Annotated in this window: 16 protein-coding genes and 2 pseudogenes; 7 read left to right on the forward strand and 11 right to left on the reverse strand. The window is 57.2% G+C overall.

Going from position 1 to position 20,879, the window contains the following annotated elements; all coding sequences use genetic code 11:
• Window positions 1–27: 27 nt before the first annotated feature.
• The 3 genes from ACXX83_RS07940 to ACXX83_RS07950 all read right to left on the reverse strand — a co-directional run bounded on the left by ACXX83_RS07940 (window position 28) and on the right by ACXX83_RS07950 (window position 6,693).
• A complete protein-coding gene (locus ACXX83_RS07940) occupies window positions 28–4,449 on the reverse strand; it encodes a response regulator (RefSeq protein ID WP_458548047.1) in 4,422 nt (1,473 codons plus the stop codon).
• A 38-nt stretch (window positions 4,450–4,487) separates the two neighbouring features.
• Window positions 4,488–5,642, reverse strand: coding sequence for an HD domain-containing phosphohydrolase (locus ACXX83_RS07945; protein WP_458548048.1), 1,155 nt, complete (start codon window positions 5,640–5,642; stop codon window positions 4,488–4,490).
• A gap of 238 nt (window positions 5,643–5,880) precedes the next feature.
• On the reverse strand, window positions 5,881–6,693 hold the full coding sequence (locus ACXX83_RS07950; protein ID WP_458548049.1) for a lytic transglycosylase domain-containing protein: 813 nt from the start codon (window positions 6,691–6,693) through the stop codon (window positions 5,881–5,883).
• A gap of 249 nt (window positions 6,694–6,942) precedes the next feature.
• Here ACXX83_RS07950 and ACXX83_RS07955 point away from each other — a divergent pair, with 249 nt between their 5' ends.
• Window positions 6,943–7,380 carry an NUDIX hydrolase gene (locus ACXX83_RS07955; RefSeq protein WP_217838390.1) on the forward strand — a complete coding sequence of 146 codons (438 nt, stop codon included), beginning with the start codon at window positions 6,943–6,945 and terminating at the stop codon, window positions 7,378–7,380.
• 298 nt (window positions 7,381–7,678) lie between these two features.
• Here the strand turns inward: ACXX83_RS07955 and ACXX83_RS07960 are convergent, their stop codons facing one another.
• The 4 genes and pseudogenes from ACXX83_RS07960 to ACXX83_RS07975 form a co-directional block, all read right to left on the reverse strand.
• Window positions 7,679–8,677 carry an NADP-dependent oxidoreductase gene (locus tag ACXX83_RS07960; protein WP_458548050.1) on the reverse strand — a complete coding sequence of 333 codons (999 nt, stop codon included), beginning with the start codon at window positions 8,675–8,677 and terminating at the stop codon, window positions 7,679–7,681.
• A gap of 68 nt (window positions 8,678–8,745) precedes the next feature.
• On the reverse strand, window positions 8,746–9,615 hold the full coding sequence (locus ACXX83_RS07965; RefSeq protein ID WP_458548051.1) for an alpha/beta fold hydrolase: 870 nt from the start codon (window positions 9,613–9,615) through the stop codon (window positions 8,746–8,748).
• A gap of 84 nt (window positions 9,616–9,699) precedes the next feature.
• Window positions 9,700–10,488: an SDR family NAD(P)-dependent oxidoreductase gene (locus ACXX83_RS07970; protein ID WP_458548052.1), complete on the reverse strand. Its 789-nt coding sequence runs from the start codon at window positions 10,486–10,488 to the stop codon at window positions 9,700–9,702.
• Window positions 10,489–10,540: 52 nt separating this feature from the next.
• A pseudogene (locus tag ACXX83_RS07975) lies at window positions 10,541–11,640 on the reverse strand (alkene reductase).
• A 144-nt stretch (window positions 11,641–11,784) separates the two neighbouring features.
• Here ACXX83_RS07975 and ACXX83_RS07980 point away from each other — a divergent pair.
• The 4 genes and pseudogenes from ACXX83_RS07980 to ACXX83_RS07995 all read left to right on the forward strand — a co-directional run bounded on the left by ACXX83_RS07980 (window position 11,785) and on the right by ACXX83_RS07995 (window position 14,707).
• Window positions 11,785–12,372, forward strand: coding sequence for a TetR/AcrR family transcriptional regulator (locus tag ACXX83_RS07980; RefSeq protein WP_458548053.1), 588 nt, complete (start codon window positions 11,785–11,787; stop codon window positions 12,370–12,372).
• A gap of 264 nt (window positions 12,373–12,636) precedes the next feature.
• On the forward strand, window positions 12,637–14,004 hold the full coding sequence (locus tag ACXX83_RS07985) for a tetratricopeptide repeat protein (RefSeq protein ID WP_217838043.1): 1,368 nt from the start codon (window positions 12,637–12,639) through the stop codon (window positions 14,002–14,004).
• Between the two features lie 95 nt (window positions 14,005–14,099).
• A pseudogene (locus ACXX83_RS07990) lies at window positions 14,100–14,294 on the forward strand (transposase domain-containing protein); the annotation flags it as partial.
• A gap of 47 nt (window positions 14,295–14,341) precedes the next feature.
• The gene (locus tag ACXX83_RS07995) at window positions 14,342–14,707 is read left to right on the forward strand and encodes a hypothetical protein (protein ID WP_217838044.1); all 366 of its coding nucleotides are present in this window, start codon (window positions 14,342–14,344) and stop codon (window positions 14,705–14,707) included.
• A 726-nt stretch (window positions 14,708–15,433) separates the two neighbouring features.
• Here ACXX83_RS07995 and ACXX83_RS08000 read toward each other — a convergent pair.
• The 3 genes from ACXX83_RS08000 to ACXX83_RS08010 all read right to left on the reverse strand — a co-directional run bounded on the left by ACXX83_RS08000 (window position 15,434) and on the right by ACXX83_RS08010 (window position 17,485).
• Window positions 15,434–15,898, reverse strand: coding sequence for a hypothetical protein (locus ACXX83_RS08000; RefSeq protein WP_217838045.1), 465 nt, complete (start codon window positions 15,896–15,898; stop codon window positions 15,434–15,436).
• A gap of 764 nt (window positions 15,899–16,662) precedes the next feature.
• A complete protein-coding gene (locus ACXX83_RS08005; RefSeq protein WP_217838046.1) occupies window positions 16,663–17,070 on the reverse strand; it encodes a hypothetical protein in 408 nt (135 codons plus the stop codon).
• Between the two features lie 217 nt (window positions 17,071–17,287).
• Window positions 17,288–17,485 (reverse strand): hypothetical protein, encoded by a 198-nt coding sequence (locus tag ACXX83_RS08010; protein WP_458548054.1) that lies wholly within the window; start codon window positions 17,483–17,485, stop codon window positions 17,288–17,290.
• A 680-nt stretch (window positions 17,486–18,165) separates the two neighbouring features.
• Here ACXX83_RS08010 and ACXX83_RS08015 point away from each other — a divergent pair.
• Window positions 18,166–18,798: a DUF6988 family protein gene (locus ACXX83_RS08015; RefSeq protein WP_458548055.1), complete on the forward strand. Its 633-nt coding sequence runs from the start codon at window positions 18,166–18,168 to the stop codon at window positions 18,796–18,798.
• 379 nt (window positions 18,799–19,177) lie between these two features.
• On the forward strand, window positions 19,178–19,705 hold the full coding sequence (locus ACXX83_RS08020; protein ID WP_458548056.1) for a hypothetical protein: 528 nt from the start codon (window positions 19,178–19,180) through the stop codon (window positions 19,703–19,705).
• Window positions 19,706–19,895: 190 nt separating this feature from the next.
• On the opposite strand, the gene ACXX83_RS08025 is transcribed toward ACXX83_RS08020, so the two are convergent.
• Entirely contained in the window at window positions 19,896–20,618 is a 723-nt protein-coding gene (locus tag ACXX83_RS08025) for a Crp/Fnr family transcriptional regulator (protein ID WP_458548057.1), read from the reverse strand.
• Between the last annotated feature and the right edge of the window lie 261 nt (window positions 20,619–20,879).

Raw genomic sequence — 20,879 nt, forward strand, 5'->3', positions numbered from 1 at the left:
AGGTTCCTTGCTGTCGGTGCACTCTGGTCAGTCGGGGGGCAGGGCGGAGCGTTCGATTTCCCCTTGCAGCAACGCCAGGGCCCGATCAAAGTCGAAGCGCTCAAGTTGCTGCGCCACCCGGTTCAGACGCCTGGCCAATGCATTATCGAGAGACAACCGCCGTAACTCATCAAGCGCTTCAAAGGCTGCGGTGTCACTCTCGGCCAATAATTGCCCGAGCCGAGTGAGCCGGTCACCGAGTTCCGCCTCGGCCTGCGGCGGCTTCGCCCCTATAGGCGTTTTTTCCTCGGGCAAAAGCGCCAGCGCGCTCAACACGGGTATCAAACACCGCCTGACCTCGGTCAAGTGAGCCTGCACTCCATCGCTCGGCTCGCCAGCCCGGCAAGCTTGCTCCAGCAGTGCTGCAGCCTGTGCCAGCGCCTTGGCGCCGATGTTCCCCGCGTTACCACGCAACGTGTGAGCCATTCGAACAGCCGCCGTCGGATCGGCATCGGTGATTGCCGTTTTGAACTGTTCGACGAAGTTCTTCTGGGTCCCATGGAATGTGCGCAACAGTCGCAAGTAAAGGGTCGTCTTGCCCGAGCAGGCAGCCAGTCCGGCGACCTGATCGATACCTGCAAGCTCGGCGGGCAACTGTCCGGATGTCTCGGCAACGGTCACCTCCCGCGCCCGGCCGCCACGCCCGGGCCGTGGCTTGATCCACCTGGCCAGCGTGGCGAACATGCCGTCTACGTCCAATGGCTTGGACAGGTGGTCATTCATGCCGCAGGCCAGGGCGCGTTCGCGGTCCCCGGCCATGGCGTCGGCGGTCATGGCGATGATCGGCAACGCCGCGAAGTTCGATTGCTGGCGAATCCTGCGGGTCGCGGTATAGCCGTCCATCACCGGCATCTGGCAGTCCATCAGCACACCGTCGAAATCGCTGTCCCGGGCCAACCAGTCGAGTGCCTGTTGGCCATCGAATGCCAGTTCGAGCTCGATGCCTGCCTCTTGCAACAAGTCGCACGCCAGCTCCCTGTTCAGTTCGTTGTCCTCCACCAGCAGCAGGCGTGCACCCTTCAGGCGTGCCATGTTGTCAGCGCTCTGCTCATTGCGCTCATGGGCGCGGGTACCGGTTTGCGGCACTTTGCCGAACACTGTGCCTAAGGCTTCCAGCAAGGTGGACGGAGTGACCGGCTTGGTCAGCACCACCGGCAGATGTACATCCTGGTGCCTGGCCTGTTCAAGTAACTCCTCGCGATCAAGGGCGGTGACCATGATGACTGACGGTGTGCGTGCCAGGTTGGCGCAGCGCATCTGGCGGACCGTCTCCACCCCATCCATGCCCGGCATCCGCCAGTCCATCAGGACCAGGTCGAAAGGCAGTGAATCTTTCTCGGCCTGCGCCAGCATGCGCAAGGCCATGCGACCACTTTCGGCGACGTCCACTTCGACACCGAAGCTGTGCGCCATGCCCGAAAGAATTTCCCGGGCACTGGCGTTGTCGTCGACCACCAGCACGCGGATGCCCAGCAGCTCATCGGCGGTGAACATGCGTCGCGCAGGAGCATCTGCCTGCATGTCCAGACTCACACAAAAGTGAAACGTCGAACCGCTGCCCAGTGCGCTTTCGACCCAGATGCGGCCTCCCATCATCTCCACCAGTCGCTTGGAAATCGCCAGTCCCAGGCCGGTCCCTCCGTACTTGCGAGTCGTGGAACTATCGGCCTGGATGAAAGACTGAAAAATTCTCTGGCATTGCTCTTCGCTCATGCCGATGCCCGTGTCGCGCACCCAGAAATGCAGCTCGACCTTGCCCTCGTCACTCCCGAGGCGCTCGATGCCCAGCACGATTTCACCCTGTTCGGTGAACTTCGTCGCGTTGTTACCCAGGTTGGCCAGGACCTGGCCCAGCCGCAGCGGGTCGCCAATCAGTGCGGTCGGCAAATCGGCAACCGTGCTGTAGAGCAGCTCCAGGCCTTTATCCTCGGCCCTCAGGCCCACCACGTTGGTGAAATTCTCCAGCACGTCTTCCAGGCGGAACGGAATACGCTCCAGGTCCATCCTGCCGGCTTCGATCTTGGAGAAATCGAGGATGTCGTTGATGATCCCCAGCAGGTTCTCCGCCGAGCGATGCACTTTCACAATGTAGTTGCGTTGCCGGTTATCGAGGTTGGTGCGCAGCGCCAGGTGACTCATGCCGATAATGGCATTCATCGGCGTGCGGATTTCATGGCTCATGTTGGCGAGGAATTCGCTCTTGGCCCGTGTCGCCTCTTCGGCGATCTCCCGGGCGTGCTGTACTAGCGCCTCGGCGGCCTTGCGGTCGGTGATGTCGTAATACCAACTGGCGCTGATGTTGCGCTCACCGAGTGTCAGGGGGACGGCCGAGAGCAAGACCTCGAAACGCTTTCCACCATCGCGCTGCAGGCTGGCCTCGAAGTTTAAAACCGCGCCCTTGGCGGCCGCGTCCAGGAAGCGGTCGCGCGCTTGTGCATCGCACCAGAAGCGACTTTCGTCCATCTCGCCAAGTTGCTCGCGGCTGACGCCGAACAGGCTCTCCAGCTCCGGGTTGCAGTAACTCAGGCGGCCATCATCGCCACGGATCAGCATGGCCACCGGACTGCTGTCCAATACCGCACGCAACTGCGTTTCGCTGGACTTGAGCGCCGCTTGCATCTGCCGTCGCTCGCTGACATCACGAACCGAAGCGCAGATACAGGTGCCTCGCCCCTCCAGAAGCGGCAAGTGCGACAGGCCGATCTCCACGGAAAACTGGCTGCCATCCTTGCGAAGGCCTTTGAGGTCATCCAGTTTCGCGCCCATCTGCCGGGTGCTGCCATGGGCGATGAAGCCATTGCGCAACGTCACATGCCGGCCGCGCGCCGCATCAGGCACCAGCCGCTCGATGGTCTCGCCCACCAACTCACCCGTGGCATAACCGAACAGCGTGTCCAGTTGCGGGTTGGTGATCAGGATTTCGCCCTCGGCATTGATGACGATCATGCCGTCCGGTGCCGCCTCGAGGATCGCGCGATACCAGGCCTTGGTGGCACGCAACGCAGTCTGTTGTGCCTCCAGCTCCTTCGATTGAAGCTCAAGCCGCAAGGCCTGCTGACCCATTTCGTCGGCCTGGCGCCGGGTCTCGATCAGCAAGGATTGCACCGCCAGATGACGCTCCATCACCGCCAAGGCCCCGGCCAGGCGTGGCATGGCCTCCTGCAACAGCGACTGTTCACGGGCCCCCAGCGGTTGATGACCCGCCAGCTCGAGCACGCCGAGCAGACGTTCACCACGCAATACCGGCTGCACCAGCAGATAGCTGGCCGGCACTTCACCCAACTGCGAATGCAACCGTCCGAGCGGCTGCGTCAGCCCCTGCAATTCACGGGGCGCTCGATCCAGCGCGCATTGCCCTAGAAGCCCGGCTCCCAGAGCCACCGTCGGCGCCGGCGGGTAATCGGGATCGGTCGCGTAACCGCCAATCAGCTGCAGGCTTTCATCCTGCTCTTGCACGCTATAGAGCACGCCCCGGCAGATGCCGAGCATGTTCGCCATATGCCGCAAAAAGACCTGGGCCAGCTCGCGTGGCGTTTCCGCTTGTGGCAAGTCAGCCTGGAGTTGCTCGGTTTGCGCCTTGACCCAGCGTTGGCGTTCCAATTGTTGCGACTCGGTCTGCAGCGTCGCGATTGCACGCGCCAGATCACCGGTTTCATTTTGCAGATCGGTATGGGGAATCGTCCCGTCCAGTCGGCCGGCGGTCAGCTCGTCAACGGCGGCGCGAACCCGGTAAAGGGGCAGGCGAATCGAACGGCTGATCAACCAGCCCATCAACAGCGCCAGTGTCAGGCCGCCGAGCAGCAATTGATAGGTGAGCCGGGTGCTGCGCCCGGCAAATTCTGCGATCTGTTTGGCCGTATTATGAATGGACGCCTGTTTGATTTGCGCCATCTGCTTGAGCAAGTTGTCCCCTCGCTCATCCACCCCCTGGAACCCGATGCTATTGATCAGCCGCAAGGCTTGCGCTTGCTCCCCTTTATCGGCCAGTTCCAGTGCTGTTTCACCGTCGTGCAGCAAACGCTTCAACAAAACCTCGAAGGTGGCGAATCGCTCTTGATTTTCCTCGCGCCAGAGGGTCGGTTGTGTTTGCAGCAACGCTTCTTGAAGATGTTGTCGAGCCTCACGAAATTGCTCGACGCCCTTGCTACGATCATCTTCGCTGCTGCTGCTGCTGCCGACGGCATGCTGCAATCCCTGCATGAGATGCGACATCTGCACCCGCGCTTCCTGCAAGGGTTCTATGCCCGCCAACTCATGCTGGTACAGCCTCTGCATATCCGCTTTCAACAAATCCTGGGTACGCAGGCTCTGCACGCCGAGCACCAGAACCAGCGCCCCTAGCGTCGCGAAGCCGAGGATCAGCTTGATACGAAGAGGCAGACGTTCAAGCTGAGCGAGTACTCGGGTCATGGCAATTCCCGCTGATGAAAAACCGGCGCGTTGACCGTTCAGGGTTTCTGGAGAGTGCGTTGCAGGTCGACCAGCATGGCCATGTCCTGATCGCTGTCGGCAAAGCGCTCGGCAATGACATGGAATTGCTCGGCGTTGGCAAGGAAGGCATCACAGACGTCTGGGTCGAAGTGGCTCGCGCGCCCCTGCCGAATGATCTCCACGGCCTGTTCATGCGGCATTCCAGCCTTGTACACACGACGACTGATCAGTGCGTCATAGACATCTGCAACCGCCATCAATCGGGCACTCATAGGGATTTCTTCGCCAACCAGTCCCTGCGGGTAGCCGCTGCCATCCCACTTCTCCTGGTGGCTGTAGGCGATTTCCTTGGCCATGCGCAGAAAGTCCACCGAAAGGCCCAACTGATCCTCGGCACGCTGAATGGCATCGCGCCCCAGGGTGGTGTGGGTCTTCATGATTTCAAATTCTTCCGGGGTGAATCGCCCCGGTTTAAGCAGGATGTGATCAGCAATGCCGATCTTGCCGATATCGTGCAGCGGTGCCGACCTGAACAGCTGGCGGATGCTGTCATCGTCCAGGAACGGATTGAAACGCGGATGATCGCGCAACAGTTCAGCCAGCAGCCTGACGTAGTGTTGGGTACGACGGATGTGGTTGCCCGTCTCGTTGTCGCGGGTCTCTGCCAGCGAAGCCATCGCCTGGATAGTGACATCCTGAATGGCTACCACCTCACGGGTACGGCGCTGGACTTCCTGTTCGAGGAAGTCGTTCTGATCGCGAAGGAAGTCAGCCGCGGCCTTGATCTTCAGTTGGGTCTGCACCCGGGCCAGGACCAATGGCGGACTGATCGGCTTGGTGATGTAGTCGACCGCGCCCAGCTCCAGGCCCTGGATTTCGTTTTCCATTGACGCCAGGGCAGTGAGGAAAATGATTGGAATCTGGCGGGTGCGCGGATCTTGCTGCAGCAGCCGGGCGACGTCATGACCCGACAACCCCGGCATCATGATGTCGAGCAGGATCAGATCCGGCAGTGGATTGTTTTGCAGCACGCGCAACGCCGTTTCGCCGCTGTTGGCGGCCTTGACCCGATACCTGTCCTTGAGCAGGTCGGCCATCAGCATCAAGTTGTCTGGCGTGTCATCGACCACCAGAACGGTGGCCGCAGGATAAACATCCTGTTCAATTCCCATGTCTTTTGGCTCCGCTGCCCTATGAAGGACTGCGCAAAGTCCCTCCATTGCAGACAAGCGTAGCTCTATTCATCGCAATTGCTGATGGAGAATCAAGGCAGCTCAATAGCCGCCCTCGGAACACACGACACTACGAAACACCCGCTGAACGATTCAGCCAATCTGTTGCAACGACCGGTTGAACCCACAGCCGATAGCGACCGCTGATCGTGAAAGTTCGCTTGAGTGATTCCCGGTACTAGCGATGGTTGCGATAGCGCTCGGTCAAGGACTGCACGAGGGTGACGTAGGATTGCGTCTCGGCGTAGGGAGGCACCCCGTTGTACTCGACCACGGACGCTTCGCCGGCGTTGTAACCTGCCAATGCCAGCACCTGGTTGCCGTTGAAGCGCTTGAGCAGCCAGGCCAGGTAGCGCACGCCGCCACGAATGTTCTGTCGTGCGTCGAACGGATCGTCCACGGCGAAACGCGCGGCGGTGGCGGGCATCAACTGCATCAGCCCCTGGGCGCCGGCTTCGGAAATGGCGTAGGGGCGAAACGCCGATTCGGCATGTATCACTGCGCGGACCAGCGCCCGGTCGACACCATAAAGACCCGAAGCGGCTTCGATTTCCCACCGATAGGATTGGGTGTCCAGGCGCAGTGAGGCGACCTTGAAATCCTTCGGCGCCCTGCACAGATAGCAGCCCTTGATGTAATAGAGATCAATGACATCGACCCGTGCGGAAATCCCGACGGGGCGCCGGCTCACATATTGACGAACACCCCTGTGGATGAAGGTGAACACCCGAACCCGCACCGCGCCCGAGCTGTCGTCCCGCACAAGCCGTGGCTGGGCCATTGCCTTGGCGCCGACACCGACACCGGCGCCTGCCATGCCATTGAGGCGAGTGCAGCGGGCGCTGGCGATGGCTTGGCTGGTGTAGCTGATGGCTCCGTCCCTGGCCTGGCACTTGTACATGGCGCTGGCGCACAGTGGAGCGACCAGCAAGGTCAGCTCGATGCAGCCAAGAAGGCTCTTGCGAGCCCATCGCCATGCACTGGAACTCATCACATCGCTCCGCGCCGCAGGCGCCGATCAGGCTTGGGGCGCCTGGTCCGGGCGCTGCCGTTGGAGGGCCTGTTCTGGGTGACCCGCCTTTTGTTCTGATAGTTATACCCCTTGTTACCGGCCTTGGAACTTGCGTTGACGTACGGGCTGCTTGCGACCCAGGCTGACAATCACGATGCAATCCCGCACCCGTTACGCAATAGCTGAAAGCGTATGATGCTGAGCTTCATTACCGATAAGGAAATCGCCATGCTTCCCGACAAGGCCTGCTCAGTAGTGCTTTCTTACGCGCGGCTCCCCAGAATCCTTTTGTTCCGTCATCCTCAGGCTGGGGTGCAACTGGTGAAGGGAACCATTGAAAAGGGAGAAGCACCGGGTCAAGCAGCCCTGCGTGAACTGGCGGAAGAATCGGGTATAAGCACCGCCGCAATCGAAGACGATCTAGGATGTTGGGAGTCCGGTCATCACGGTCAGATCTGGTCGTTTCAACTTTGCCACGCGGGTGGACCACTACCTGAACAATGGTCACACCAGACGCTCGATGACCATGGCCACCTCTTCGAGTTTTTCTGGGCTTCGCTCGACCGTTTACCTTATGAAGATTGCCACCCTGTTTTTCGTCGAGCGCTGGTCTTTTTGTGTGAGGTCTTAGAGGCGCGTGGTCACTTGATGGACAAGCATCCTTGATTCAGCTGACGAACGACTGCTTTTGGCTGGAAGCGTCACCCGATTCTGCCGCCCTCGGATAGTGAGTCGGCGTTAGCGATAGTTGGAGCCAGCCATGCTCGCCCCCCCTTCATGCAACCGGTTTCCTGCTGCTCAAGCATCAAACTGCGCCAAACGATCACTGGCGGTTCAATGAACACAACGTCCGGTTGCGGCCCTTGCTGTTTTCGCGACTCTGGCGAGGTCACCCCGGATGATGACTGCTGAGGCAGTGAAAATTGCTCAGCCCCTGCGGTTAGCTCATCGATCTGTGGCGTCGTCATTTGAGCGTAACAACGACCTTGCCCTTGGCGCGTCCCTGCTCGACGTACTTCAACGCCACTGCCGTTGATTCAAAGGTGAAGGAGCGATCAACTACAGGCTTGATGATTCCGTCCTCAACGAGCGCGGTGATTTGTTGCAGTTGAGCGCCATTGGCCCGCATGAACACGAACGCATAGCTGACATCCTGCTTGCGCGCTTTGCGACGAATGCCAAGGCTCAGCAGGCGCATGACTTGCTGCAATGGCCAGGACAACCTTTGCTCCTGCGCGAACTGTGCAGTGGGTGGACCTGAGATGGAAATGAGCTGGCCGCCGGGCTTGAGGACCTTGAGTGACTTCTCCAGTACATCGGCGCCGAGGCTGTTCAACACCACGTCATAGTCGTACAGGACACTCTCGAAGTTCTGCTGTGTGTAGTCGATCACTGCATCGGCCCCGAGTGCCTTCACCCATTGGACATTCGCGGTGCTGGTGGTGGTCGCGACAAAAGCGCCGAGGTGTTTGGCGAGCTGGATGGCGAGCGTGCCGACGCCGCCGGAGCCGGCGTGGATCAGTATTTTCTGGCCCTTTTTCAGTTGGGCGGTTTCGACCAGCACTTGCCAGGCGGTCAGTGCAACCAAGGGGAGGGACGCGGCTTGTGCCATGGTGGTATTGGCGGGTTTGTGTGCGACCGCGTTTTCGTCCACAGCGATCAATTCGGCGAACGTTCCGATCCGTGCTTCAGGCGGGCGAGCGTAGACCTCGTCTCCCGGCTTGAACCCCGTCACCTGTGCTCCAATCTGAACCACTACGCCGGCCAGGTCATTGCCCAGCACCAGCGGAAATGCATAGGGCAGGATCAGTTTGAATTCGCCTTTGCTGATCTTCGAATCCAGCACGTTGACGCTGCTGGCGTGTACCTCGATCAAGACGTCGTGGGCGCCGACTTCAGGGACGGGCACTTCGCCAATGCGCCCGTTGTTATTGCCATAGCGATCAATTAGAAATGCCTTCATCGTGGTGCGGCTCTTGTCGGTTGGAGGGAGGGTGGGCGGTACGTTTTCGGTGTTGATGTGCCGCGTTGTCAGGCATCGAGGAATGCCAGTGCCTTGGCCACGAAGTCAGCGTAGTTCTGGAAAATTCCGCCGTGCCCGGCATCTTCATAAATAACCAACTGTGCGTTGGGGACGCGGTTGGCCAGCGCCAGCGAGTTAACACTGGGCACCATGATGTCGTTGTCGCCGTTGACTATCAGCGTCGGCGCCTGCAAGCGCCCGAGGTCTTGCGGCGCCTGATTGCCCCACGCGGTGATGGCTTTCAACTGCCGCAGGAAAGCGCAGGGCGTCGGGCCTTTATCGCGATTTTTCTTGCGCGCTTTCAAGCGTTGCAAATACTGCGAGGCGGATCGACGGCCGTTGGGCGTCGAAGTAAAGAACAGGTAGAACCTGGGATCGCGTAAGGTCAGTAAGCCTTTGAGTATCAATGGCCACGTGACCGCGCCGACCTTGTCGATACCGGTGCCGCCGGCCGGCCCGGTGCCGGTCAGAATCAAACGGCGCACCAGTTCAGGCGCCTTCAGGGCGATGTCCTGAGCGACGAAGCCGCCGAGCGAAAAACCGAGCAAATCAACGGTTTCGAACCCCAGTGCCTGCATCAGTTGGATGGCATCGTCAGCCATTTCGCCGACCGTCAGTGGTGCGGTTCCACCAGAGCCGCCGATACCGCGATAGTCGGTGGTAATGACGCGCCTGGTTTGTGCCAGGCCATCGATGATCGCGGGGTCGAAATTGTCCAGCACCGCGCCCCAATGGTTGAACAGTACGAGAGGCACACCGGTTGTGGGGCCGGTGTCGCGGTAGGCGAAGGGAATGCCGTTGACCGTGATCGACTGGTTCGCCGCGTTGATGAACGACGTCTGCGAACCCGAGGGGGTATTTGTCTTCGTTGGATTCATTTCTACTCCGCACAGCGAGCCTGACTCGATGCAGTGTCTGGCGCGCCTGCATCGAATCCGGCGCGAACGCTCGCTACCAAAAGATCACTGTCGGGTTTGGTAGCGCTGGGCAACCGCAGCCTGGCGGATTTGCCCCAGCAAGCCCTGACGTGCGCTCTGCAGGTCATCCCAGCGTTCAGCTTCGTGCAGCGGCGGGATCGTCACCGGTTCACGACGATCGAAACCGACCAGTGCGGCATCCACCAGATCGTCCACTTCCATGATTTCGTTCAAGGTGTTGATGTCGACGCCGGAGCGATTCCAGATCTCCGTGCGGGTGGCGGCCGGCAGCACGGCCTGCACGTAGACGCCCTGAGGCGAAAGTTCCAGGCTCAGGCCCTGGGAAAGGAACAGCACAAATGCCTTGGTCGCACCGTAGACCGACATGCCGAACTCCGGAGCAAGACCCACCACCGAGCCGATGTTGATGATCGCGCCTTCGCCTGCCTTGGCCAGTCGTGGGGCGATGGCGCTGGCCAGGCGCACCAGCGCTGTGGTGTTGAGGGCAACCAGTTGCGCGACGCTGTCGGTGCTTTGGTCGATAAAGTGACCGGACAGCGCGGCGCCGGCGTTATTGACGAGGATGCCGATACGGGCGTCGTCGCGCAGGCGGCTTTCAACGGTTGTCAGATCGCCGAGTTGGGTCAGGTCCGCCGCAATCACCTCGATGGTGACGCCGTGTGCGTTGCGCAATCGGGTTGCAAGTGCGTCCAGACGTGCCTGGTCTCGGGCGACCAATACCAGATCGTGGCCGCGTTGCGCGAAGCGCTCGGCGTAGACGGCGCCAATGCCGGTGGAGGCGCCGGTGATGAGAACAGCGGGACGAGTGCTCATGGGTTATCTCTCTTTGAGGATGTGTTAAACAGAAAGCGTGATCACTGATGACTCAGCTTGCGGGGGCGCTCGATTCAGCCAATGTCGGGTAGTCGATGTAGCCCTCTGCACCGCCGCCATAGAGCGTGGCGGGATTGAGAGCGGACAACGGCGCGCCGCTTTTGAGGCGCTCTACCAGATCCGGATTGCCAATGAACGGGCGACCGAATGCGATCAGATCGGCCAGGTCTTCGGCGAGCCTTGAAGTCGCCAGGTCCAGGTCGTAGCCGTTGTTGGCGATGTAGGTGTTTTTGAAGCGCTTGCGCAGGGCGCCGAAATCGAATGGCGCCACGTCACGCGGGCCACCGGTCGCGCCTTCGACGACGTGCAGATAAACCACGCCGAGGGCGTCGAGTTGCTCCACGACGTAATCGAATTGCGCCTGCGGATCACTGCTGGATACGCCATTGGCCGGCGATACCGGAGACAAGCGCACACCAGTGCGATCCGCGCCGATCTCATTGACGACCGCCGCCGTCACTTCGAGCAACAGACGCGCTCGATTTTCAATCGAACCGCCGTAAGCATCAGTGCGCACATTGGCGCTGTCCTTGAGGAATTGATCCAGCAAATAGCCGTTTGCACCGTGAATCTCCACACCGTCGAATCCGGCAGCGACAGCGTTTGCCGCGGCGTGGCGGAAATCGGAGACGATCCCTGACAGCTCACTGATGTCCAGCGCGCGCGGCTCGGAAGCGTCTTCAAAGCGGTTGTTGACGAATACTTTGGTGGCGGCGCGCAGCGCAGAAGGGGCCACGGGTGCGGCGCCGTTTTCTTGCAGATCAACGTGCGACACGCGGCCGACATGCCACAGCTGCAGAAAGATTTTTCCGCCCTTGGCATGGACGGCATCGGTCACTGTGCGCCAGCCGTCAATCTGCGCCTGTGTGTAGATCCCGGGGGTGTCCTGATAGCCCTGGCCTTGCCGGGAAATCTGCGTGGCTTCGCTGATCAGCAAGCCTGCGCTGGCACGTTGGCTGTAATAAGTGGCCGCGAACTCGCTGGGGACAAAGCTTGACCGGCGCGGTTACGTGTCAGCGGCGCCAGGACGATGCGGTTCGACAGCGTGAGGGCGCCAAGCGTGTAAGGGGTGAACAGATTCTGATCGGTCATCTGGTATTTCTTCCGTGCCCGTTGGATCGGTGGTGTGTGCAATTAGGATGATGATCTTAATCTAAACTGTCAACGGCTTTGATTATGATCAGCATCTATGTATGCTTGGCCGCATGATTTCCCAGTGAACATGAGGTATTGCACGTGAGAGTGACCAAGGCCCAGGCGCAGGCCAATCGAGAACACATCGTCGAGACGGCATCCAGGCTGTTCCGTGAGCGTGGCTTTGACGGCGTGGGTGTGTCGGATCTCATGGCGGCTGCCGGTTTCACCCACGGAGGTTTCTACAAGCATTTCGGTTCGAAGGCCGCCCTGATGGCCGAAGCCTCTGCCTGCAGTCTTGCCAAGTCGCTGGCAGGTGCCAAAGCGCTCGACGTTCCCGGCTTCATCGACGTCTATGTGACGAGGGAACACCGGGATGGACGCGACAGCGGTTGCACCATGGCCGCGTTGTGTGGCGACGCGGCGCGTCAATCGGATGATTTGAAAACGACGTTTGCCGAAGGGATCGAATACACCCTGCAAACGCTGGGGGAGAGATATCCAACGGGGCCGGATGCCTCGGAGGGAGAGGGGAGAAAGAAAATGATCGACCTGCTGTCACGTGCTGTCGGCGCGATTATTTTGTCGCGAGCCTGCCCGGATGATTCCGCGCTGGCGGATGAGATCCTTGAAGTGTGCCGCGCTGAAATGTTTGCTTCGTTGCCGAACGATGATGTGGAAGCGGTTTAGAAGGGCGGATTGCTCATAGCGTGGTTTTCGGTTGAAGTTCGATTTTATGCTCGGACCAGAACGTCAATTTGGGGGGCGAAAGTTGCGGCTCACGAATGACGGATTTTGGTCGATTTCTGCCGGTCACCAAAGGCAGAAAACGGCCAGAAGCAGCCATTCACGTTTCGTCGGAAAAGTGTCTCTGAGCCAAATTCGGGGAGACAATCGAGAGCGATCTTCACATCTCGATCATTTATGCCCTCAGGGCGTGGTCAGGAGGAAACCATGAGCAAACGCGACAAGCGTGGCAATCCTGTTTCCTATGGCTCGCAGGAGGCAATCGATGCTCTGGATAGAGCTTGCGACTTGCTGCATGCCTACCAGGCCGATCCTCTGGCTGCGGCGGACAAAATTATCGCGGAGCACCCGGATTTTGCGCTGGCCTACGCCTTTCGTGCTGGCGCGATTGCGACTGCGACCGACAAAGCGTTTGACTCAGAGCTGTTCAAGAGCTTGGACGTGGCAGAGCAGTTGGCACCGAAAGCGAATGATCGCGAGCGGCAGCATATCCATGCAGTACGCGCTTGGTTCGACGGCGACTGGGAGCGGGCCATCGAAATCTGGGGGCGTGTTTCGATCGAGCACCCCCGCGATCTGCTGGCACTGCAATACGCCCATTTGGGCGACTTCTATCTAGGTTACTCGCACATGCTACGTGATCGCGTGGCTCGTGTGATGTCGCGCTGGGATAACGACGTTCCTGGCTTTGGCTTTGTGAAAGGGATGTATGCCTTTGGCCTGGAAGAGGCAGGTGATTACCGGCAGGCCGAAGAGCAGGGTCGCGAGGCTGTTGCCTTGAACCCGCAGGATGGTTGGGCAGTGCATGCCGTCACTCATGTCATGGAAATGCAGGGCCGTAGCGAAGAGGGGGCTAAGTACCTTTCATCCAGCGCCAATGCCTGGGCTCCCAATAGCATGTTTGCCTTCCACTTGTGGTGGCACAAAGCGCTATTCCTCCTTGAGGCAAATGACGTGGCTGGCGCGCTTCGTCTCTTTGATGAGGACATTTCAGCTGGTGGATTTGGTCAAGCGCTTGAGCTACTTGATGGATCAGCGCTGCTCTGGAGACTCTCCCTGCTCGGTCATGACGTTGGAGACCGGTGGAAAGGACTGGCCAAAAAATGGGAGTCCCGTTGTGAAGACGGCTTCTACGCCTTTAACGACGTGAACGCGATGATGTCATTCGTGGGTACTGGAAACAGTCGCGCACAAGCTCAGCAGTTGGATGCCCTGAGGCGGGCCGCTGCTGGCAGTGGTACCAAAGCCATGATGAGTAGAGAGATTGGTGTGCCAGCGTGCGAAGGGTTGGTGGCGTTTGGTCGTGGGGATTACGCCCAAGCTATAGCTTCGTTGATGCCTCTACGCGCCAAAGCTAACCGCTTCGGCGGTAGTCACGCGCAGCGTGATGTCTTCTCATGGACGCTGACCGAAGCAGCTATTCGCCTTGGCAACCGCGCACTTGCCGAGGCACTGGTTGCCGAGCGCCTTGCATTAAAGCCTGAGAGCCCGATCAACCGCGCCTGGAAAATGCGCACTGATCAATTACAGTCGCTGCCTGCGGGATACCGTCTACTACAGGACGACGCTTACTGATGACCGCTATGGGTCGGTTTCAGCCGGTCACCACAGGCAGAAAACGGCCAGCAGCGGACGTTCGATCCAAAGCTGCTTTCGAGCAGAAGTAAACGTCGCTAAGCAACGGCCAGCGAGCCGCTGCTATGCTGAGTCGAATCCCGTCAGCACGGCTCAACGGGCATGGTTCGTATGCTTTTTTGAAGGACGTGCTCAGGTGTCTGCCGACGCAGCAGGCAAATGACATTGCCGAGCTGCTCCCGCATAACATAAATGGACGTCTGATCAACATACGCAGGGATGGTAGGTAAACGTTTACAGACAGTACAACCCAAGGACTATCTCAGGACTATCTGGCATGGGCGATTCTTTCTGGAGCAGGTTTAGCCTCGAACTGATGTTGATGACGTTCAGCGTACTTTTTTGCTATGTGATGTACCACACGCATGTGACCTATCAGCGCAGCAACAAAAAACAAATCGACGAAGCGTTTCGCAAAGCCATGGCGCAGCACGGTATTGAAAATGTGGAAATCCGACAGGATCACACAATGTTAGGGGCCCGTGGCAAAGTCGGGAAAAGGCTGTTCGATGCCCACAGGATTCTTCACTGCCCGCCGGATCGCTGGTTTGTCTACATCCATGTCGAGGACACAAATCCTGTGCTTATGCCGATTTCAGAGCAGCGAGCAATGGCTTCCCTCAACAGCCAGGGGGGGATTTGAATAGGCTGATGACGACGTTGGCTCACTGTTCAGGAAGTACCGAAAGTACACCTAGGCGAGCGGCTGCGTTGGACTGCAGCCCTTTGTGACGGGCAGAAATCGGCCGAGGCTGTGTAAAAACGTTTTTGAGCGCGGCAGGTACTCAAAACCGGACTGAAAATCGCGCTTCTACGCGAAATCCACATCTCTGACGTGCCGACAAATTTCAGATTGAACGTAGACACGCACACCTCGATTTTGACGAAGCGTTTTTACACACTCTGGGCCAAAAGCAGCCACTCACAAGCGACCGTCTTCAACCCGTTGCAGACATTCAGGCAGGCGGCGCGGCGCGCGTCCGCCTTTAACGAGTTGTTAGGGGGAGGATCATTTGCGCTTTGCTTCGCAAACCAGTAACCCACCTGGGTTTTCTCTGTGGCTGCATTCATAGCCACACATGTAATCACCGCTCTTCCCGCTTTGTGCATCATTTCTTCGCAAGCGATCAATGGCTGCAACCTGACATTCCTCAAAGGAACTGTAGTTTCCTATGGTGTAATTCTGGACTTGGTCGGGGCCAGGAATGCTTTCTACATCGGGGTATACGAAGGCGGTCCAGTCCGAGTTCGAGCCTGAACACCCACAAAGCACAATTGTGAAAACAGCCAGCAGCTTTCTCATGAAATCCCCTAACGCCTTTGATAACCGGAGGCCGGTGCGTTTTGCGCACGAAGTGCGAAAAGCAGTCTACTCAGACTCATCCGTGTATCGGATTGCTGTGCCGCTAAAGGTAATCTTTTCCCAGCCCATAGCAGAGCTGACAGTTGTTGCATAAGAGTTGGTGTTGAAGCCAGTAGCCGTTGCGGAACCGTACGCCGAGCCAGTACTGTTCCCAACCGTTACCTGGCCATAAGGCTGAGTGCCCTTACCGGTTAGCACAATGGCGTTTGCGCCAATCCTTGCGGCTTCTTCCTTCATGGCCGTAATCGCAGCGGCTTCAGTCTTTGCTTTCGTGAAGTAATCGTCTGTTGCCGCGACACCCTCAACCAGGGCAACGACCGTGTGCTTCTTCTGCGGTGGCCCCAAGAGCAATGAGATCGAGCTTGGGTCTGTGGGTGGAAGCGCACCACCTTCACCGATCAAAATGGATGTTCCTGACGTAGAGCATCCAGCGATCAGAGTCGCGAGCATTAAAATCAACACTTTTTTCATGAAGTATCCCTTGGCCAACTTGAAATAGACCCCAGTAACCGCTCCGCTCCCGAGAGTTCACACAATGAGGTGTGAAAAGTAGTTGTCATCCTGAAGACGAAGCAGCGTCGATTCTGGTATTAGCTGCCGCGTTGTGTCCTTCGGCCTCAATACCTGTCCATACTCTGGAGCCAACTTTCGAGAGTAATAGTGGACGGTAAGTACGAGCAAGGCACCAAGAGCATTCAGCGAGTTGTTGAGTGTTGCTTCGTTAAAGTGCGTGTCTCGCTCATGTTTCACGTTGTTGTAACTTCGCCACCAGTCTGGGTTTTTATCGCCCTCCCAGTTAGACCATGGACGGTATGACAACCCGTAACGAGGGACAAAGACATCGGTATAAGGAAGGTCTGGTAGCGCTTGCAAGAGAACGGCCTTGTAGTCGTTGATGTTTGCTCTTGGTGCTCCAGGAGCCACCTGATCGCAGATTAGCTTGCGCGCAGCTACGCGAAATCTGAGCCCGGAATTGCTCTGCTCAAAGTAAAGATTTCAATCTCAAGCTCGTACTTTTCTATCGTGGAAACTATGGCCGACTTTTTCAACAGAATCGGCCGATTGCTGCCTGTGGGTGACGTAAGGGAAGAAACAGGAAAAATGTCTTCTGGCTTGTCCCTCGAACGCGTATTCCGGCTACCGCCTGGGAGGGGAAAGACCAAGTCTTTGTTTCAGAGAGGAGATCCGGCATTGGTCTCGCTGCGGGCGAGCCCCGTGCCTCCTGCCTGGAGTCCTTAAAATAACCTGGTGATTTCATTCAGGATCCGATCCTGGGTTTGAGTACTTGGCCTGTGGCGATAAGCAACTGCAAAAAATGCAACGCCTTCGTAGTCGCAGCGAATCGAAAAAGTCATACCTTCACGCAACCCATAGACTGATCTTTCTCCTGCTTCAACAAAATATCTCGCTTTTTTTAGAGCCGCTCTAGCGTGCTCCAGGCAGCCAGTTTGGCTAAGTGAGTGTTTTAGCCAACTGGTCGTGACTCGCACAGACGAAGTGTCGCTGTCATCGACAGGTGGTCGAGTGATTTCTTTAGTCGATGCAATATAGTTCTCGTCGCTGCTGCAAGCGGTCAGCCCCAATGAGATAAAACCCAGTAAGAAAACAAAACGAACTCGCGAATGCTTAAGTGGATTTCGCATCGTGGGGCGTACCTGTGACGATCTGCAATGAATGAAGGGCAATTACTAACGTAATAGCGGGTTTCTGATCTTTTGCTACCTGAGTTCAGTAATTGCGACGAGAAGCGGCAGGATGGACCGTTTGCTCATGGGGGCACGATTTTGGCGTTGAATGTCCACTTCTGGCCGATTGTGGTCTGTTGCGATGGGCTGAAACCTACCCATACCGGACATCACCTCACCGGCCATCGGTATAGATGAGCCAGGCTATGAAAGCCGCGAAAGGAGCGAACAGTACCACGCAGCCTACGGCAACGGCGCAGCCCCAGGCAAAACCGCTTTCCCCTTTAAATCGGCCGCCAGTAATCAAGCCCAGCACGCAAACGCCGATGCGATGAGCCAACAGGTTGATTACGATGTCTGAGATGAACTCCATTTTTGATCCTCGTATTTCCTTGTCGGTTTTTCTACGCACACACCCGAATGACTATTCTGGCCGATTGCTGCCTGTCTCGAAGGGCTGCAACCGACCCAAGTGAAGTGGACCGTCAAGCCTTGGAAGGATTTGCGCTCTTGAAGGCAAGCTACCGATGGCCCGGGAGTGTGTAAAAAATGAGCGCCTAGTCTTTGTTCCGGCGATTTAGCAAGACGAAAAAACCAATCAGCTGGATTGCGCCCACTCCTATAACCACCCTCTGTGCCACGGGGCTCAGGCCGCTCAGCCATTGGACAAAGAGAATAAAAAGCCCTGCGCAGACGGGAGCCGAGCAAATGATGAGCGCCACTCGGATTAATTTTCGATGACGTCGAGGCCACGTGGATGGGCCATCTGTTCCAGCCTCAGAATCAATCAGGCCTAAGAGGTTCAGAATAGCGAGGAGTAAATCAATCATTACCTCCTTAGTCGGTGAGCAACGTGAGCGGACAGGTGCATTGAATATAGCAGCCAGTCTGCTGTGGCATATTTCATCGATTTCTGCTGGTACTCACTGTCTGCTACTCGCCGTTTCCTCCCCTTCGCGACAGGCTGCAATCGACTGCATGCTTAGGCTCAGGTATGAACGCCTTCACTGTGACCAAATGAACTTGCACGTAAACATAAGGAAAGACGGGGTGATGGAAGATTTTCTGAATAGATCTGATGAGCTTCATATAGAGATCCTTCACCTTTTGAAGGGAGTTACTCCGTTCCCCGGCACACGGCATGAGGTCGCAATGGTGGCTTGCGACATGGCGCTGGAACATGCTCTTAGTCTGCGCCTGTTGGTAAGAACTCAATGCTACACGTCAGCTCTGGCGATGCTGCGTTTGCAATATGAAGCCCTTACAAGAGCCGTTTGGCTTCTGTATGCGGCTAAGGATCAGCAGGTCGAAAGCCTCGCGGCAGCACTCACACTGGAAGCCGAACACAGCGCAAAGAAACTCCCGATGTTCTCGCAGATGCTCCATGAGATCGTCGAAAGGGCTCCTGTGCAGGTATCGAGCATGCTAATGAATTTCAAGGATGTGAATTATCACGCCATGAACTCGTTCGTACACAGCGGTATTCACCCTCTGCGCCGACACTCCGAAGGCTATCCACCTGAGCTGATTCAGAGTGGCATCCAGAATAGCAATGGGCTTAACGTCATGACACTTCAGCTCGGAGTGATTCTTACGGGTGACCCGTGCCTGTCAGGTACTGTGAGAGCCGTGCAGGAAAAGCACCATCAGGTTTTACCGGATCAGATTCCCGAAGTCATTGACTGAGACCTATGGCCACCGACGGCACCCGACCCAAATCAGGCAGCCGCACGTGTCGAGGAAATCAGAGGCGATACAAACTCTTCTGGCCGTTATCTGCCCGATGTAGATGCAGTTAGCCATGGCGAAAAGGTGGGTTGAGAGAGTTGGGTAGTACAGGATTGGTACGAGCGGAATAGAAAATTGGTGTAACCCTTTGTCTTAAAGGGCTTTATGGATATCTGTTCCAATCCATCACCAAAGCGACTGCGGCTGAGCAAAACAACAGATGACAGGGTAGTGGCTAAATAGTATCATCCCGCACTATCCAATAGAATGAACGAGCACACATTGGCTGGTTTTAACTGATCTTGATTTCTAAAAATATTACGATAAATGGTGGGTCATGAATATGAGAGTCATGTACATCTGTGTGGCGCTTTTTCTTGGCTTGGCTGGCTGCGCTACACCCAGTAATACTACAAGCAAAACAAAAGATATGGTTACTATCGATATCATAAATCGCTCATCAAAAGATAAACTTTCTGCTGTTTATTTTGAAGAAAGTTACGACTGTTTCAATATTAAACCAATTGCTACCAATTCAACGCAAAAAAATATCACCCTGACTTTAGAGAAGAAGCCCTATCAAACTATTTCATTTCAGTATTTGGGCAGCGCATTCGATGGAGTGAATTTTTATCCCCGCAGTTGCAATGCTACGTATACATTTCGGGCGGATGAGTCTGATGCATACACTGTAATTCTGGAAAATGTGTATAACAACTGTGATTTTGAGGTTCGCAGAGACGTATTAGATGCTTCGGTTTTTTTAATACAAAAAGTAAAGTTAAATTCAAGGCAGGTTAAACAAACAAAGCCGCGTTTCGAAAATGGTCCTTGGTGCGAAGCGGTCGAAGCATTTAAAAGTTAGTCTGGTCGTAGTAAGCGCTGGCATGTATTAGAAGTTTTGGATTGTTTTTTTGCGGAGTCCTTTTTTAGGTGAAAGTTTTCGCCGGGTGATCCGCTTCTGGCCGACTCCTCCCCGTTACACCTGACAAAAATCGAGCAAAAAGCGGTCGTCGTGGCCTGACCGGGGGGGCGTCCCGACAGGCCTTCACGGGTCACGTCGCCCAGGGAAAGTAGGGCAGCAATCGTTCGGTTTCCTTTCTGACCACGGCGTAGCATTCGCAACTCAGCGCCTCGAGCCGGGCCCTGTCCAGGATCTTGATGTGTCCCCGACTGTACTCGATGACACCCAGGCGCTGGAGCTTGCCCGCGGCGTCGGTCACGCCTTCGCGGCGTACACCCAGCATGTTGGCGATCAGCTCCTGGGTCATGGTCAGTTCATTGCCTTGCAAGCGATCGAGCGACAACAGCAACCAGCGGCACAGCTGCTGGTCGATGGAGTGGTGGCGGTTGCACACTGCCGTCTGGGCCATTTGCGTGATCAGGGCCTGGGTGTAGCGCAGCATCAGCAGCAGCATCTCTTCATGGCGGTTGAACTCGTCCTTGAGTTGCTGGCCGGGTAACCGGTAGGCATGCCCGGCGCTTTGCACAACGGCGCGGCTGGGGGTGCTTTCGCCGCCCATGAAGACTGCAACGCCGATCAGGCCTTCATTGCCGACCACCGAAATCTCGGCCGAGGCACCGTTCTCCATCACATACAACAGCGACACGATGGAGTCGGTGGGGAAGTAGACATGCCGCAGGGCGCCGCCGGACTCATAGAGCACTTTGCCCAGTGGCAGCTCGACCAGTTCGAGGTGGGGGAGCAGGCGATCCAGCGCTGGCGCCGGAAGCGCCGCTAGCAGGTAGTTCTGTTGTGGCTTGGGTACAGCAAACATATCAGCCACCCTTCGAGGGAGAATTCCCTGAGGGGGACAGGTTACTCCAAAGCGCGCTATGCGGGGCAGCGCACCGAAGCAGTTGCTGCCATCTGCGATGCTCAAGGGAGCGACGCTGCCTCTGCAGCGCCGAACGTTGGAGGTTGTATGAGCAAGCACATTGATCCGAATCTTCGCCAAGGCCCTGGCAAGCCCACTGCGAAACAGCCACAGAGCACGCCGGTCCCCCTGCATGACAAGCCCGGGCAGGCTGCCAACCAG

It is taken from the genome of Pseudomonas sp. GNP012, assembly GCF_054343835.1.

Excerpts from the sequence above, each read along its gene's own strand:
- ACXX83_RS07960 (WP_458548050.1), bottom strand. The coding sequence starts at position 8,677 with ATGAAGGCATTTCTAATTGATCGCTATGGCAATAACAACGGGCGCATT.
- ACXX83_RS07985 (WP_217838043.1), top strand. The coding sequence starts at position 12,637 with ATGAGCAAACGCGACAAGCGTGGCAATCCTGTTTCCTATGGCTCGCAG.
- ACXX83_RS07950 (WP_458548049.1), bottom strand. The coding sequence starts at position 6,693 with ATGAGTTCCAGTGCATGGCGATGGGCTCGCAAGAGCCTTCTTGGCTGC.
- ACXX83_RS07995 (WP_217838044.1), top strand. The coding sequence starts at position 14,342 with ATGGGCGATTCTTTCTGGAGCAGGTTTAGCCTCGAACTGATGTTGATG.
- ACXX83_RS07955 (WP_217838390.1), top strand. The coding sequence starts at position 6,943 with ATGCTTCCCGACAAGGCCTGCTCAGTAGTGCTTTCTTACGCGCGGCTC.
- ACXX83_RS07940 (WP_458548047.1), bottom strand. The coding sequence starts at position 4,449 with ATGACCCGAGTACTCGCTCAGCTTGAACGTCTGCCTCTTCGTATCAAG.
- ACXX83_RS08015 (WP_458548055.1), top strand. The coding sequence starts at position 18,166 with ATGGAAGATTTTCTGAATAGATCTGATGAGCTTCATATAGAGATCCTT.
- ACXX83_RS07970 (WP_458548052.1), bottom strand. The coding sequence starts at position 10,488 with ATGAGCACTCGTCCCGCTGTTCTCATCACCGGCGCCTCCACCGGCATT.
- ACXX83_RS07965 (WP_458548051.1), bottom strand. The coding sequence starts at position 9,615 with ATGAATCCAACGAAGACAAATACCCCCTCGGGTTCGCAGACGTCGTTC.
- ACXX83_RS07945 (WP_458548048.1), bottom strand. The coding sequence starts at position 5,642 with ATGGGAATTGAACAGGATGTTTATCCTGCGGCCACCGTTCTGGTGGTC.
- ACXX83_RS08010 (WP_458548054.1), bottom strand. The coding sequence starts at position 17,485 with ATGGAGTTCATCTCAGACATCGTAATCAACCTGTTGGCTCATCGCATC.
- ACXX83_RS08020 (WP_458548056.1), top strand. The coding sequence starts at position 19,178 with ATGAATATGAGAGTCATGTACATCTGTGTGGCGCTTTTTCTTGGCTTG.
- ACXX83_RS08000 (WP_217838045.1), bottom strand. The coding sequence starts at position 15,898 with ATGAAAAAAGTGTTGATTTTAATGCTCGCGACTCTGATCGCTGGATGC.
- ACXX83_RS08025 (WP_458548057.1), bottom strand. The coding sequence starts at position 20,618 with ATGTTTGCTGTACCCAAGCCACAACAGAACTACCTGCTAGCGGCGCTT.
- ACXX83_RS08005 (WP_217838046.1), bottom strand. The coding sequence starts at position 17,070 with ATGCGAAATCCACTTAAGCATTCGCGAGTTCGTTTTGTTTTCTTACTG.